The 13,666-nt window shown below is 65.7% G+C and carries 11 protein-coding genes; 4 read left to right on the top strand and 7 right to left on the bottom strand.

The features are described from left to right. Window positions 1-152: 152 nt before the first annotated feature. From nrdF to CCASEI_RS11840, 3 genes are all read left to right on the top strand, one after another. Window positions 153-1,142 (top strand): class 1b ribonucleoside-diphosphate reductase subunit beta, encoded by a 990-nt coding sequence (nrdF, locus tag CCASEI_RS11850; protein ID WP_006822128.1) that lies wholly within the window; start codon window positions 153-155, stop codon window positions 1,140-1,142. A gap of 365 nt (window positions 1,143-1,507) precedes the next feature. Continuing rightward, on the top strand, window positions 1,508-2,824 hold the full coding sequence (locus CCASEI_RS11845) for a tyrosine-type recombinase/integrase (protein WP_009881981.1): 1,317 nt from the start codon (window positions 1,508-1,510) through the stop codon (window positions 2,822-2,824). A 34-nt stretch (window positions 2,825-2,858) separates the two neighbouring features. Further along, window positions 2,859-3,065 (top strand): helix-turn-helix domain-containing protein, encoded by a 207-nt coding sequence (locus CCASEI_RS11840; RefSeq protein ID WP_009881983.1) that lies wholly within the window; start codon window positions 2,859-2,861, stop codon window positions 3,063-3,065. A 56-nt stretch (window positions 3,066-3,121) separates the two neighbouring features. Here CCASEI_RS11840 and CCASEI_RS11835 read toward each other — a convergent pair whose 3' ends face one another. Both CCASEI_RS11835 and CCASEI_RS11830 read right to left on the bottom strand, forming a co-directional pair. Further along, window positions 3,122-3,472, bottom strand: a complete 351-nt coding sequence (locus tag CCASEI_RS11835) for a hypothetical protein (protein WP_009881985.1) — start codon at window positions 3,470-3,472, stop codon at window positions 3,122-3,124. Window positions 3,473-3,482: 10 nt separating this feature from the next. Beyond that, entirely contained in the window at window positions 3,483-3,875 is a 393-nt protein-coding gene (locus CCASEI_RS11830; protein WP_009881986.1) for a hypothetical protein, read from the bottom strand. A 231-nt stretch (window positions 3,876-4,106) separates the two neighbouring features. On the opposite strand from CCASEI_RS11830, the gene CCASEI_RS11825 reads away from it, so the two are divergent. After that, on the top strand, window positions 4,107-4,841 hold the full coding sequence (locus CCASEI_RS11825) for a DUF6349 family protein (RefSeq protein WP_009881987.1): 735 nt from the start codon (window positions 4,107-4,109) through the stop codon (window positions 4,839-4,841). A gap of 65 nt (window positions 4,842-4,906) precedes the next feature. Here the strand turns inward: CCASEI_RS11825 and CCASEI_RS11820 are convergent, their stop codons facing one another. The 5 genes from CCASEI_RS11820 to CCASEI_RS11800 form a co-directional block, all read right to left on the bottom strand. After that, the gene (locus CCASEI_RS11820; protein WP_009881988.1) at window positions 4,907-5,503 is read right to left on the bottom strand and encodes a hypothetical protein; all 597 of its coding nucleotides are present in this window, start codon (window positions 5,501-5,503) and stop codon (window positions 4,907-4,909) included. An 11-nt stretch (window positions 5,504-5,514) separates the two neighbouring features. Further along, the gene (locus CCASEI_RS11815) at window positions 5,515-5,979 is read right to left on the bottom strand and encodes a single-stranded DNA-binding protein (RefSeq protein WP_009881989.1); all 465 of its coding nucleotides are present in this window, start codon (window positions 5,977-5,979) and stop codon (window positions 5,515-5,517) included. Between the two features lie 103 nt (window positions 5,980-6,082). Continuing rightward, window positions 6,083-11,065, bottom strand: coding sequence for a helicase-related protein (locus tag CCASEI_RS11810; RefSeq protein ID WP_025388081.1), 4,983 nt, complete (start codon window positions 11,063-11,065; stop codon window positions 6,083-6,085). Between the two features lie 41 nt (window positions 11,066-11,106). Then, complete coding sequence (locus CCASEI_RS11805; RefSeq protein WP_009881992.1) at window positions 11,107-11,661, bottom strand: hypothetical protein; 555 nt, start codon at window positions 11,659-11,661, stop codon at window positions 11,107-11,109. 231 nt (window positions 11,662-11,892) lie between these two features. Further along, window positions 11,893-13,644 carry a TraM recognition domain-containing protein gene (locus CCASEI_RS11800; RefSeq protein ID WP_081448517.1) on the bottom strand — a complete coding sequence of 584 codons (1,752 nt, stop codon included), beginning with the start codon at window positions 13,642-13,644 and terminating at the stop codon, window positions 11,893-11,895. Between the last annotated feature and the right edge of the window lie 22 nt (window positions 13,645-13,666).

Below are 13,666 nucleotides of genomic sequence, written 5' to 3'. Positions count from 1 at the left end.
TTGAATGTTCTCGCAGGTCAATATAGCTAAATTTACAGTGACTTTAGCCATAGGGATTATGTCCACCCGCCCCAGCTAAGGAGCTATGTGTTGGGTATGCTTGGAGGCTGATAAAAAATTCACTTTCGAGTTAGAGCAGGTAGGTTGATTTCGTGTCGAACGAATATGACGAGTACGTCGCTAACCACACGGAACCGGTTAAAGCGATTAACTGGAACGTCATTCCAGACGAGAAAGACTTGGAAGTTTGGGACCGTCTGACCGGAAACTTCTGGCTACCGGAGAAGATTCCAGTATCAAATGACATTCAGAGCTGGAACAAAATGACCAAGCAAGAGCAGGAAGCCACCATGCGTGTGTTTACTGGCCTGACCTTGCTGGACACCATCCAAGGCACCGTCGGCGCGATTTCATTGCTGCCTGATGCAGAGACCCTGCACGAAGAAGCGGTCTACACCAACATCGCTTTCATGGAGTCGGTGCATGCGAAGTCTTACTCCAACATCTTCATGACTTTGGCATCGACTCCGCAGATTAATGAGGCATTCCGCTGGTCTGAAGAAAATGAGAACCTTCAGCGCAAGGCGAAGATCATCATGTCCTACTACGAGGGCGATGATCCGTTGAAGCGCAAGGTTGCCTCCACCTTGCTGGAGTCATTCCTCTTCTACTCAGGCTTCTACCTGCCTATGTACCTGTCTTCCCGCGCGAAGCTGACCAACACTGCGGATATTATCCGCCTGATCATTCGTGATGAGTCAGTGCACGGTTACTACATTGGTTACAAGTACCAGCAGGCCGTTAAGAAGCTTTCTGCCGAAGAGCAGGAAGAGTACAAGGCCTACACCTTCGACTTGATGTACGACCTGTACGAAAACGAAATTGACTACACCGAGGACATCTATGATGACTTGGGTTGGACCGAGGATGTAAAGCGCTTCCTGCGCTACAACGCCAACAAGGCGCTGAACAACCTGGGCTACGAGGGCCTCTTCCCATCGGATGAGACCAAGGTATCCCCAGCAATCTTGTCTTCCCTGAGCCCGAATGCAGATGAGAACCACGACTTCTTCTCTGGCTCCGGTTCTTCCTACGTTATTGGTAAGGCAGAAGACACCACCGATGACGACTGGGACTTCTGAGACCCCGTAGCTTGCTCGAGGCCCGAAAGGGCTGATGGGAGGCCCGGACCTGCAGGTTTCTGCAGGTCCGGGCCTTTTTTCGTGCCTCCATCCGAAGGACAGAGGAGAGCACAGATGAACATCAGTACCCGTTCGGCATGGCACACGGGTGGCACGGACACACCTTCCACCCGAGAGCGGACGCCTTCACACACGCGATTTTGGTGGAGGAGCACCCACAATGTCGTGCCACTTCGTGCCACTGACGACCACCGCGAGGCGGCAAAACCCGAGGCCAGAAGCGGTTTCGAGGAGGCAAGAAGATCTAGTGGCACGAAGTGGCACGACCGTCCGCTCCAGTCCGTTCGAGGCGACTGGAGGACACGATGAGCGCGACGACGAAGGAGAAGAAGGCGTCTCCACGAGAGGCCTGGGGGAGCCTGCGCAAGCTCCCATCCGGTCGATGGCAGGCGCGCTACCCCGGCCCGGACGGTGAGACCCATACGGCGCGAACCGAAGACGACAAGGCCCTGACGTTCCAGACCAAGACGGACGCCCGAACCTGGCTGTCTAGTGTGCACACGAAGATCGCGCTCGGGACGTGGGAGATACCAGAGGTCCAGGCCACACGCCGACGTGCCGAAGCCGAGGCAGAAGCTGCTCGCACGATCGGCTTCACCGAGTACGCCGACCGCTGGATCGAGATGATCCGCACCCAGCCAAATCGCAGCGGCAAGATGCGCTCCGAAGGAACAATCCGTTCCTACAAGGGCAAGGTCAACGGCTACCTCATTCCCGAGTTCGATGACACCCCCATTCGAGACATCGACAAAGAGCGGATCCGGCTCATGACCGACAAGCTGGACAAGATCCCTTCCCCACTCAATCCCAAATCGAAGTTCAACGGAGTCACACGCCCGGTGCTCATCGTTCTCATGATGATCCTGCGGCAGGCCGCCAGAGACGGCATCATCGCCAAGGAACCGGACGTGCCCATGCCTCGGCAGAAGCCTGTTCGCCATGATGCCGACCACGACCCCGGTGAAGACGTGGCGACCCCGGCACAGGTCGAGGCTCTCTACGATGCCATGCCCAAGCGGTGGGCCATCGCGGTCTTGCTGGCCGCTTGGTGCCAGCTGCGACGCGGGGAGTGCCTGGGCTTGCAGCGTCGCGACATCGAATGGCGCCCCGATGGCAGTGCCATCCTCCACGTACGCAGGCAGCTCAACGCGAACACCGGGGACTTTACCGATCCGAAGAGTGAAGCGGGCAAGCGGTCTCTGAGCGTGCCACGGATCATGCGTGATCGCCTCTGGGAACACCTGCGCGACTACGTAGCGAAGGAGGCCAAGGCTCCAGTGATCGCGGCCAGCGTTCAAGGCAGCGTGCCGCTGTCGAACACCCGCTGGTGGAACGTCTGGAGCGAGGCGAAAGACGCCGTGGACGTCATCGACTCAGGGTTCCGATTCCACGACCTACGGCACACCGGCCTCACGATCTTCGCGCAGGAGGGAGCAACGCTCGCCGAGCTGATGAGACGGGGAGGCCATTCGGACATGCGCGTCGTGCTTCGATACCAGCACGCCACGATGGCCCGCGACCGTGAACTCGCAGACCGGATGAGCGATCGCGTGGAGGCTCATCTCCGCAAGAAGGAAAACGGTGAAGCCGCGTCATCTCCGGACGGCGATGGACACCTGTGAGGGGAAAGGACCCTGCTCGCTGGAAGGAACCATCATGGACCAACGTAAACGACCCGATGAGTCCGCGCAGACCCTGGTATCGCTCGCCAACGCGGCGGACCAACTAGGGATCTCCGTCAAGACACTACGACGGCGGATCTCCGATGGAACTATCCATGGGTATCGAGTCGGACGCTTGATCCGGGTGGACCCGGAAGAGCTTCGGCGAAGTCTGATCATCGAGATGCCATCGGTTAGATGATGCACAGAGACGGGGTGAGCGTACATGCTCACCCCGTCTTCGCTGCCACGATCTGGTTATTCCACGTCTGATGCGGTATCGACGTCGGCCGCGATCGCGGCGAGAAAGGTGGAGGCCTGCTTGGCTAAGGCGATCTCACGCTCGCGGGAGACTCCCGCAGTTTCGAGGTCGGCGGGAAGCTGATTCTCGTCGACCAGTCGGGGAAGCTTTGCGCAGAGGACCGCCGCCCGGTGGAGCACGCCGACCGGGGAACCGGCTTGTTCCCAGGCACGGACGATGCTCTGCCGGAGCACATCCGCACCTTCGGTATCGAGAGCCCCGATGCTGTCGAACCCCACGTGCCGGGAGAACGCCCTGCTGGCGAGATTACGTGCGACTTCCTCGTCTCGGGCCGTTGCGAAGTCCATGCCTCCGACTCTAGGGCACCCACCGCTCACCGGGTAGTGTTCCGCTCCGATCCCCGGCAGCGCGAGGGGCTGAGCGTTCTACATCGTCGCGCCGACCACGGGCGCGTTCCTTTGCTCGCACCACGATCAGCGTGACCAGGCTGATCGGTCCCATGATGAGGAACTTCAACGCCGACCACACGTACACGAGGAAGACCAGGTGCAGGAAGCCGGGGCCGCCGTGCTCGATGGTGGTGGTGGCCCACTGCGCGATGGCGAGATAGGGAGCTGCGATGAGCATGGCCGGCACGCCCCACTTCAAACCCGCACGGGTGCGGATCAGGTCGAGCACGATGTTGCTGGGCAACCAGGCCCGCAGGATGCCGCGGGTACGGATGCTGGTGACGAGTATGGCGCGGAGCATGGCTCAGTCCTCCCAGGAGGCGACTCATCTTCGGGAGGGACGTGCCGGGGGCCGGTTCCCCTGGACTGTCAACCACCGCATCCAGCTGGTGCGGCAGCGTAGCTAACTTGTATCGCCTAGATCACATCCTACCAATCCGGGCTGACACAGGGAAGTGCGACTGCGGCCAACCGGCTTATCGGTGCGCCGACCCCTTGCTGCGTACCTGCCCTCGAGAGGGAGGTCAGGATCATGCCAGAACACATCGAGGGACAGTTCGCGTTCGACTTCGACGAGATGGCCCGCGAGGAAGCACGTGCACGCCTGGACGAATGGGGCGGTGCACCGCTGGGGTTCACGCGGGACTACTTCCCGCCCGCGCAGCTTGATGAGGCGTTCGAGCACTGGAAGTTCCTCAACGGCTCCATGGGCTCGTGGAAGCGCAGCCACATGTGGCACCGGGAAGGCTGGAACGGGACCGGCACCGAGTTCGGCGGGCACCGCGGCGAGATCTTCGAAGCCGAGCTCGGCCCCGAGGACGGTCACGAAGGCCCCGGCGGAATGCTGGAGCAGATGATCTGCGAGCCGTGCGAGTGGCACGTGATCGGCGACGAGAACTCCGTCATCGAGCAGTGGCACGATCACGCGGTGCCCGGTTGGCGTGACCTGCCTGTTCTACCGGCGACGATCCGTGTCCGAGATGGCGGCTCGAGCCTGTCGAAGCTGGCCATGAAGTGGATCACCGAGCGCTACCCGCAGCACATGCAGGTTCCCGGCGCGCCGATCATCACCGAGCGCGGGCCCTACGGCACCCGGCATGTGCACCATTACTCGCCGTGGGGCGGCTACGACCTCTCCCACACCGCACTCGAACGCCCCGCCGCACCTCAGGTGCCCTCACGGGCACCGCGACGTGAGCTGCCGCCGTTCGTACCGGCCTCGCAGCCCGGGCAGTCCAGCCCGGCAGGCCGTGCCCTGTCCCAGTGAGACGAGCATACGAGGAGGGCCGGAACCGAGATCGGTTCCGGCCCCCAGACTGTGCGGCGGGTGGGTCAGGTCAGTTCACCGGTCTCGGGGTCCAGCCGAGCGTAGAAGTCCTCCTCAGCCTGTTCCCGGCGGGCGACGTCGGAGACGACGAAGGCCACGAAGTCGGCGTCCCGGTCGGTGATCGCGGCGTCCTCGATCGGCTCGGCCTGTTCCTCGCCGGGCCAGATCGTCTGCCGGGTCGGTCGGTCTCGATCCAGCCGGGTTCCGGACGCGGCGACCCAGTCGCGCAGCCGCTGCCGGGAGTCCGCGAAATCGCGTAGCCAGCCGATCGGTGCCGATCCGTTTTGCTGCGGGTCGTAGGCGCAGAGCCAGTGGATGTGCAAGGCGCTCAGCTCCCAGACCAACTCGGGGTGACGATGCCAGTGCGGCGGGATCACCGCGGCCGGGAGCCCGAAGGCGTGGCGCAGCCAGTCCACCCACCGGTTGAGCTCCAGCCAGGCCTCCTCGGCCTGCTCGGCGGTCAGCAGGTTCCAGTTCACCGGCCCCGGCGGCTCGTCCAGGGCCGCGGGCCCGTCACTGGGCGGGGTGGGCAGGTCCTCGGGTTCGGGCTCGTCCAGCTCGGGGACTTCTTCCGGGCCGGGGGTGATGTCGTCGTCATCCATGAGGGTTCCTCCTACTGGCCCATCGCGACGGTCTCGGGCTGCTGGGCTGGGCGCTCGGGGGCCTCGAAGGCCTGCGCCCGCTGGGCGGTGACTTGCTCCTGGGTCAGGCCCTCATCCCGTGGGGTCCGGTCGACGGTGTACGTCGAGCGGGCGGCGTCGTGGCCGATCTTGCGGGCGACGAATTCTTCGCCACCGACCTGGCGTCCCTCACGCTCGTAGGTATAGGGGCGTACGTATCCGTCGGCGACGAAGCGGTCGCCCTTGGCGAAGGCTTCTGCGGCGTGTTCGGCGCTCTTGCGGTAGACGACGAGATCGTGAAACGACGGCTCGAGCTGTGTGAACGTGCCGTCTTCCTCGCGTCGGTAGTGTTCGATTCCCATCCGGGCGTAGAACCGGGCGACGCCTTGCTGCCCATAGGTCAGTTTGGGGTCCGTGGCGATGAACCCCGAGACCGATGTGCCGGTCTTCATGGCCATGATCCGGCCTCCTTCCTGTGTGCCTGGCGATCAGAACCTCTGCTCGCTGCTGGCAGACAGGTGCACGCCCCGTCCGGTAGTCCTCGGAGGCCAGCGGGGCCGGCTACAGGCGACGGTCGAACCCGCCTGCGGCACTTGAGCGCGATGCCTCCGGTATCGGGTCCGGGGTCCGGGACGGATCGGCTTTGACCCCGAGTGCGGGCCGATGAGCGCGCACTGCCTCGACCGTCAGTTCCCGGCCGCGATCCTGCCCGGTCTGTGGCTGCCCGGGCTGTTGCTCGGGGTTGTTCTTCCGGGTGGCGGCCAGCTTCTTCTCGACCTGTGCGAGGTTCTGCTCCGCCTCGGCCAGGGCCTCGGTGTGCCGGAAGGGCTTGCCGATGCGCTCTTGGGCCTCGGCCAGGGACTGCTCGGCCTCGGCCAGGTCGGATCGGGCGCGCTCCAACAGGGTGGGGATGCCGGAGACTCGGTTCTCGATGCGCTGGATCACTCCCGCCCCGCCGGCCAGGAACGTCTCTCGTCCGACCACGGTGGCGCTGCGTGGGACATCGGCCAGGGCGATTTCGACCGAGGGCTCATCCCCCAAAGACGGGACCGTGGCCACGGTGATGTCGAAGCCGCTGATCTGCCCGAGGGTTCCGTAGTCGCGGCCGATGTGCTTCGGCGCCCACGTCACACCTTCCCGGTGCGCCCACTGGGCGAGGGCATGGCCGGCGTCGGTGCGCGAGTCGTAGCTGTGTCCGGCCAGCGTGATGCGGAAATTCTCTCCCGAGGTGTCGGTGACCTGGCCTGCGGCCTGTTCGAGACCGGTGATCTCCTCCTCGTGCCGGGTGATGTCCTCGCGGGCGCGGAGGCGGGTGTGTTCGAGCATGGACTCGTTTCGGGAGTGGGCGCGCTCGAGGCGGTGCAGCTTGGCGACCTCGGCCTGGATCGTGGAGTGTTCCAGCAGTAAGGGGTTGCCGGAGCTGATCGCTTTGGCCTCGGCGGCTGAGAGCTCGGCGGAGTCGATTTCTTCGACCTCGCGGACATCGAGGGACCCGCGCATGATCTGGGAGATGAACTTCGCTTTGCGCTCCACGGCCTGCCACATGTACGCGTCGAAGCTCTTCTCGGTGACCAGGCGCACCACCCCGACTTCCGGGTTCTGGTTGCCCTGGCGCAGGATGCGGCCCTCGCGTTGGGCGATATCGGAGGGCCGCCAGGGGCAGTCCATGTGATACAGCGCCACCGCGCGTGCTTGGATGTTCGTGCCGACCCCCATTTTCTGGGTCGATCCGATGAGCACCGCGACGTGCCCGGCCCGGGCTGCGGCGAAGAGTTGGGCCTTGTCGATATCAGACTTGGCTTCGTGGATGAAGCGAATCGACTCGCCGGGCATCCCGCGCAGCACCAGTTGAGCGGCCAGCTCGTCGTAGGCGTTCCACTGATCGGGGTTCGGGGTGCCGATATCGGCGAAGACCAGCTGCAGCGCCCCACGGGCCGCGGCCGGCTGCCCGGTGGCCGGGTCGAGGTATTCGTTGTCGCGGGTCTGCTCCCAGACGCGGGCGATCGTATCGGCGGCCACATCGACTTTCGTCGGCCCGGTGGGCTGATCGTCGAGGACCAGGCGGATGTCCAAGGCTGCCTTGCGGCCATCGGTGCTGATGGTCAGCATGTTGTCCTCACGCGGCGTCACCAAGCGGGCGGCGACTTTCTCGGCCCGGTCACCTAGGTCGGCGACGAAGTCTTCGAGCTCGGCGGTGGGCTGGACGACCTCCGTGGACGGGGCGCGGGAGCCGTCGTCGCGCTCAGCGATATCGGGCACCGGAAGCTGGAGGTCCTCGGCGGTTTTCACATCGGCGAAGGTGGACCACATGCGCAGCATCTCCGGGACGTTGGTGAACCGGGAGAACCTGGTTTTGAGCCGGAAGCTGCCGGTCGGGGACATCTCCATGTCCGTGCTGGTCTCACCGAAGGTGGCCGCCCACGCATCGAAGGCCTGCACACCGGCCGTGTCGAGCAGGTCCGGACGCAGGTACTTCTGCATTACGAAGGCCTCGGTGATGCTGTTCGAGATCGGGGTGGCCGTCATCCCGGTCACCACCCGGTCCTTGCCCTGGTCGCGCAGATAGGTCAGCTTCATGTCCAGGTCACTGGCGCGCCCGGAGCCCTCGATCGCGGCATCGGAGATGTTGGACTCCGTGGCCAGGTTCTTGTACATGTGCAGTTCGTCGATGACGAGGTAATCGATGCCTGTGTCCTCGAAGCACACTCCCACGTCGCGGCTGGTGTCCAGGCGTTCCTTGAGCTTGTTCTCCAGGTTGACCAGCTTGCGCTGGATGCGTTTGACGCTCATCGCATCACCGGCCTCGGCGTTTTCCAGCACGCGCCGGAGGTCGACCACCTGTCCGCGGATGTAGTCCTGCTGAGTGCTCTGACGCAAGGGGATCTTTGAAAACGCCGATTGCGTGAGCAGGATGCCGTCCCAGTCGTTGGCCGCGGCGCGAGCAACGAAGGAGCGACGCTTATCGGCGGTGACGTCCTTGCTCGACGCAGCGAGAATCCGGGCCTGCGGGTAGATCTGCAGCCACTCGGAGCTGAACTGGGCGAGCATGTGGTTCGGGATGACGATCAGCGGCTTGCTGATCAGTCCCATCCGGCGCATCTCCATCGCGCCCATGATCGCCTCGGCCGTCTTCCCGGCTCCGACCTCGTGGAACAGGCCGGTGGAGGGTTCGGCGATCATCCGCGCGACCGCGGCCCGCTGATGCGGGCGCGGGGTGAACGTCTCCGCCATCCCCGGCAAGCTCAGGTATTCCCCGGCCATGGAGTAGTCGCGTAGCACGATGTTGTTGAACCGGGTGTTGTACTCATCGACCAGGCCCTTGGCCCGCTCGGGGTCTTCCCACACCCATTCGGCGAACCGGGCCTGCATCGTCTCGGCCTTCTCCTGAGCCGCGGTGGTCTCGGTGGCGTTGAGGACCATCTGGGGTTTGCCGTCAGGGCCTTCGATCTCGTCTTTGACGATGATGGCCTTCTGTTCCATCAGCGCTTGGGCGATGGCTGGGGCCGGACGGCGTTCGGTGCCCCATTCGCTGGTCGCCTGCAGCCCGGACCGGCCCCCGCGGACGTCCCACATGCCCGGCAGCGGATTCTCGACCCGGACCTGCTCGGTGCGCAGGATCTCTGCGAGGAACTGCTGGTGAATGGCGGGACTGATCCACACGGCCCCGAACCGGGCCGTGATGTCCTCGACGCCGAGGTCCTCGGGCTGCACGTCGGTCAGCGCCTCGACGTTAGTCTGGAAGTCCGGGTCCTCGGCGGCGCGGTCCTTGGCCTGGGCGAGTTTCGTGCGCACATCGCCGCTGAGGTATTCCGGGGCATGGACGAGGGCGTCGGTGACTGGGTCGGTGTAGACCAGCCCGGTCAGCGCCTGCCGGGTCTCGGTCTCGTCCATGCCGAGCATGTCCGCGATCAGCGGCAGGTCGATGCCACCGGTGCGATCCAGACTCAGAGCGACCGCGTCGGCCGGGGTGTCGGCACCTTGGACCTCCGCGCGTGGGGCGACGACCCGGCGGGAGAGGATCGTCGCGGGGCTCGCGGTCTGGGTGGAGTCGTCGAATTCCTCCAGCGCGGTCACCAGTGCGCCGAAGGGATCTGAGCGCAGCAGCCGCAGCGGGGTGGGCATGATGCGGGCGTGGGTCTCCTCACCGGCGTCGTTGGTGCGTCCGGTCCGCCGCCAGGAGAAGCGGTTCAAGGGCCCAAAGGTGCCGAGGTATTTCTGGTAGTCCCGTCGCAGGCTCTCCCGGGCCGTGGTGATCTCCTCGGTGTCATCGGCGGTGGCGGCTTCGAGCTTGAGCAGATGCGTGGCCGAGTCCCGCAGTCCCAGCAGGGCGGTCATCTCCCGGGTCGCGTTCTTCGGCACCTTCAACGGCTCCAGGGAACCACCGTTGATCGTGGCGAATCCTCCGTCGTCGGTGGCCAGAATGGTTCCGTCCCACGTCCGCGGTGCGCTGCCGGTGGCGGCCACCGCCGGTGCCTGCCCGACCGGGGTGGTGCGCGCGGTCATCGTCTGGCCTTTACGGCGGGCGGTGAAGGTGATCTGCTCCAAGGTCGTGCGCAGATCCTCGGCGACATGGTCGAGGTCGCCGTCGGCCCGAAGGCTCTCGGCGCCATACATGCCCTGGCTGATGCTCATCGTGCCCAGCACGTGCTCGGGGTGGGTGTCGAAGTAGCCGTTAATCTTGATCTCTTGCCCGTCGAGAGTCACGGGAGTGACGGTCTCCCAGAGGTCATCGGCCGGCGGCTGGTCTTCGTCACGGCGGCGGAAGATCAACACGTCGGTGATCGCCTCCGTCCCGGCGGTGCGCTGATGGGTGCCGGTGGGCAGGCGCACAGCGCCGACGAGGTCGGCCAGCAAGGCCATCTCCCGCCGCGCGCCTGGGTTCTGGGCATCGAGGGTGTAGCGCGAGGACAACACCGTGACGAGCCCGCCGGGGCGGGTCGCGCGTAGGGACTTGAGGATGAAGTGGTTGTGGATCGACTGCCGGGTGGGGTTATCGACCGGATCGTGGAGGACGATCTTGCCGAAGGGGACGTTGCCGATCATCGCATCGAACTGCCCGTGGGCGGGGCGGGTCTCGGCGAAAGACTCCGCTCGAATGTCCGCGTGCGGGTAGAGGTGGCGGCTGATGCTGGCGGTGACCGGGTCCAGTTCCACGCCGGTCATGCGTGCATCCGGTGGGGCCAGGCCGATGAATGTGCCGGAGCCGGAGCCGGGTTCGAGGACCTCTCCGCCGGTGAAGCCCAGCGAGGTCATGGCCCGCCAGAGCTCGGGGGCGACCAACGGAGACGTGTAGTGGGCGTTGAGGGTCGTGCGGGCCGCATCGTCCCACTCCTGCTCCGAGAGCAGAGCGCGCAGTTCCTCGCGCTGCTCGGCCCACTGGTCGTTGCGCGGATCGAAAACTTCCGGGAGGGCACCCCAGCTGGACCAGCCGGCCAGCACGGCCTGTTCCTGTTCGGTGGCCGGGCGCTGCTCCTCGTCCAGGACGCGGGCCAGTCCCAGGGCATCGAGGTTGGCGCTGTAACGTGCCCGGGCACCGGAGGGCACGCCAGGATGGGTGCGCGGGTCGAACCGCGGCGCGGTGGGAGTTAGTGGACTTCGCGCAGGAACCGCACGCTCGCGGCCTCCGTCAGTACCTTCTCGTGCTCCTGGGCGTACTGGCCCGGGATCTCCGCTGCGATCAGGCCCTCGAGGAACCACACCGGCAGGGCCCAGTCCTTGGCTTTCTCCTCCAGCTCGGCTGTCGGCGGGGCCAGGTCCGGGGAGTCCTGAATCCTCTCGGCCCAGCTGACCAGATTCGAATCTGCTGGCCGGGTCTGCTCCCACTCCTCGCGGGCTTCGTCGATCGACAGGCTCGGATCCTGCATCCAGACCAGCTCGTCCATCACGACCTCCTCCGCGATCCGTCGTGCCGTTATTCGGCGCGAGACCTCCTGTAGGTACCTCCCATTCTCTCGCGAAGAGCCCGCCATCGCCAGAGGGGCGAAGCGACCGGTCTCGATCTGGATCGTCAGTTCCACGATCTGGGTCGCGATCTGCTCGCCCAGCTCGGTGAAGAACGTCTCCTGATCCTGGATCTCCTCCAGCCGGTGCGGGGCGTGGCGACGCCAGTGCTCCAGGGCTTTCGTTCCGTAGTGGTTCATCGGTGGCCTCGGCTTCCTGTTCGTCGGTCTCAGCCGGTGTGTTGGTCTCCGGGCTGGTGCGGTCGTTCTCGATCTGTTTTGCCGCCTCGGTCTCCGAGGTGCCCCACAGGTCGAACTCCAGCTGTCCCGGGGCGGGCTGGCGGCTACGCCGTGCCATCGCGGTCTCCTTCCAGCACACCCGCCGGTATCTCGCGCCCGTTCAGGCACAAACGCATCGGGGGTGGGTGCATCTCAGGTGTCAGGGGTGGTCTCGAGCAGGGCCTCGATCTCGGCCCGATCCGTCTTCAGCTGCGCCCCGTCGGTGCGGTCGGGCCAGCGGCGCAGGTCCGTGATGATCGGCGGGGCCGAGCGCAGCAGCGTCACCGCGGTCCCGAAGGGCAGCAGGCGGATCCGCTCGGGCGGCAACACCGCGACCCGGCGGATGGAGCGCTGGGAGGATCGAGATCCGTGATCGCCGAGGGTGACACTGTCGGTGAACTCATCCCGCTCGCCGATCAGGTTGGACAGGTCTTGGAGGTCCTTGCTGTTCGACGCCCCGCCCAACAGGAGTTTGACGATCGCGGCGTCCCAGATGGCGTTGGCCTGATGCTCGTTCCACTTATCCCGAGCCTGGGCCAGGGACTGCAGGACCGGCATCGTGGTGATCCCGGTACCTCCGCCCTCAGCCATGAGCGTGGGCAGCGAGGGCAACGGCGCCAAGTTCGCGATCTCGTCCAGGGCCAGCAGCATCGGCGGGTCCAGCCGGGCTCCGGGAGCCCGTGCTGCCATCCGCCGGGCGGTCTCGATGAGGTCTTCGACCAGTGCTGCCACCAGTGCGGCACTGGCCCCGGCTCCGGCGCCGGTGGCCAGCAGGTAGAGGGTGCCGGACTCGCGGAGGAACGCCTCCGGGTCGAAGTCCTCCCCGTCCCGGGGTGAGACGGCATCGAGGACCCGCGGATCGGCCAGGGCACTCAGCGACAGGCTCACGCCCTGCCAGATGGAGTCGCGGGTGCGCGGGTCGGCATCGATCATCGACTGCAAGGAATCCGCCCACCCTCCGGCAGCCTGCGGCGAGTTGGTCAGGATCGCCACCGCGTCGCTGGCGGCACTGGGATCCAGGGTCCAGCGGAACAGTTCCTCCGGTGGCCGGGCGTCGATGGCGGCGGCGTGCAGCAGGGCCTGCAGGGCCGAGCGGGTCTTGCCCTCCCAGAATCCTCCGCCTTCCACACCGCCCGAGCTCAGCCCGGTCGCTGCGGCCAGCCCGTTGGCGCGGATCATCGCCGTCAGCGGGTCCGCGCAGCCGCGAATCGGCGACCACCGCAACCCGGCCGGTAGGCTCTCGGCGAGGTGCTGGGGGTCGAAGACCGCGACCGGGCCGATGCGCTTGCGCGCCCGCAGGGTCGCGGTGAGGTTGTCCGGGCGGGTGCTGGTGGTCACCACCGCGCCCGGGGCATCGAGGATCGTGTTGATGACCACGTGCAGGCCCTTGCCGGACCGGGGCGGGCCGATGAGCAGGAGGGAGTCTTCGACCGAGGCCCAGACCTGCTTGCCGTGCGAGGTGCCCAGCAGGTAGCCCACATCCTTCGGGGCCGGGTTCTCCAAGGACGGGCGCAGGTTCCCAGCCCGGCCCAGCAGAGCCTTCGGCGAGGTCGCCTGGGCCAGATCCTGGCGGGTGGCGACCCCGGCCAGACGCCTCGGGTCCTTCTCGACCTGCTGGGTGCGACGGCGGATCAGCGACCACACCCAGGTGATCGCCGCCGCGACCGTGGAGAGCAGTAGGGCCGCGACCAGCCAGTACACGATCGCGTTGAGGTCCTCGGCCTGCAAGGCGACACCGGGATTGGTGGGGTGGATGAGGACCAGCGCCCCGGCGGCCGGTCCTGCTTCCGGTGCAGGGCTGCCGGTCAGCAGTGCGGTCAGGGAGCCGGCCAGGCGCAGGACCAGGGCCACGGCGAACAGGCCGATGAGCCCGATGATCGCGAAGGTCGTCAGCTCATCGCCCATGGAGCCGGTCTGGCGTCCGGCC

This window comes from Corynebacterium casei LMG S-19264 (assembly GCF_000550785.1).
GTDB classification, from domain to species: Bacteria; Actinomycetota; Actinomycetes; order Mycobacteriales; family Mycobacteriaceae; genus Corynebacterium; species Corynebacterium casei.
The sequence above is the reverse complement of the archived record's forward strand: the minus strand, read 5'-3'. Positions and strand labels throughout refer to the sequence as shown.

Bases quoted from the DNA above. Each gene is read 5' to 3' on its own strand.
- CCASEI_RS11845 (WP_009881981.1), top strand. From the start codon at position 1,508: ATGAGCGCGACGACGAAGGAGAAGAAGGCGTCTCCACGAGAGGCCTGG.
- CCASEI_RS11840 (WP_009881983.1), top strand. From the start codon at position 2,859: ATGGACCAACGTAAACGACCCGATGAGTCCGCGCAGACCCTGGTATCG.
- CCASEI_RS11835 (WP_009881985.1), bottom strand. From the start codon at position 3,472: ATGGACTTCGCAACGGCCCGAGACGAGGAAGTCGCACGTAATCTCGCC.
- CCASEI_RS11830 (WP_009881986.1), bottom strand. From the start codon at position 3,875: ATGCTCCGCGCCATACTCGTCACCAGCATCCGTACCCGCGGCATCCTG.
- CCASEI_RS11825 (WP_009881987.1), top strand. From the start codon at position 4,107: ATGCCAGAACACATCGAGGGACAGTTCGCGTTCGACTTCGACGAGATG.
- CCASEI_RS11820 (WP_009881988.1), bottom strand. From the start codon at position 5,503: ATGGATGACGACGACATCACCCCCGGCCCGGAAGAAGTCCCCGAGCTG.
- CCASEI_RS11815 (WP_009881989.1), bottom strand. From the start codon at position 5,979: ATGGCCATGAAGACCGGCACATCGGTCTCGGGGTTCATCGCCACGGAC.
- CCASEI_RS11805 (WP_009881992.1), bottom strand. From the start codon at position 11,661: ATGAACCACTACGGAACGAAAGCCCTGGAGCACTGGCGTCGCCACGCC.
- CCASEI_RS11800 (WP_081448517.1), bottom strand. From the start codon at position 13,644: ATGGGCGATGAGCTGACGACCTTCGCGATCATCGGGCTCATCGGCCTG.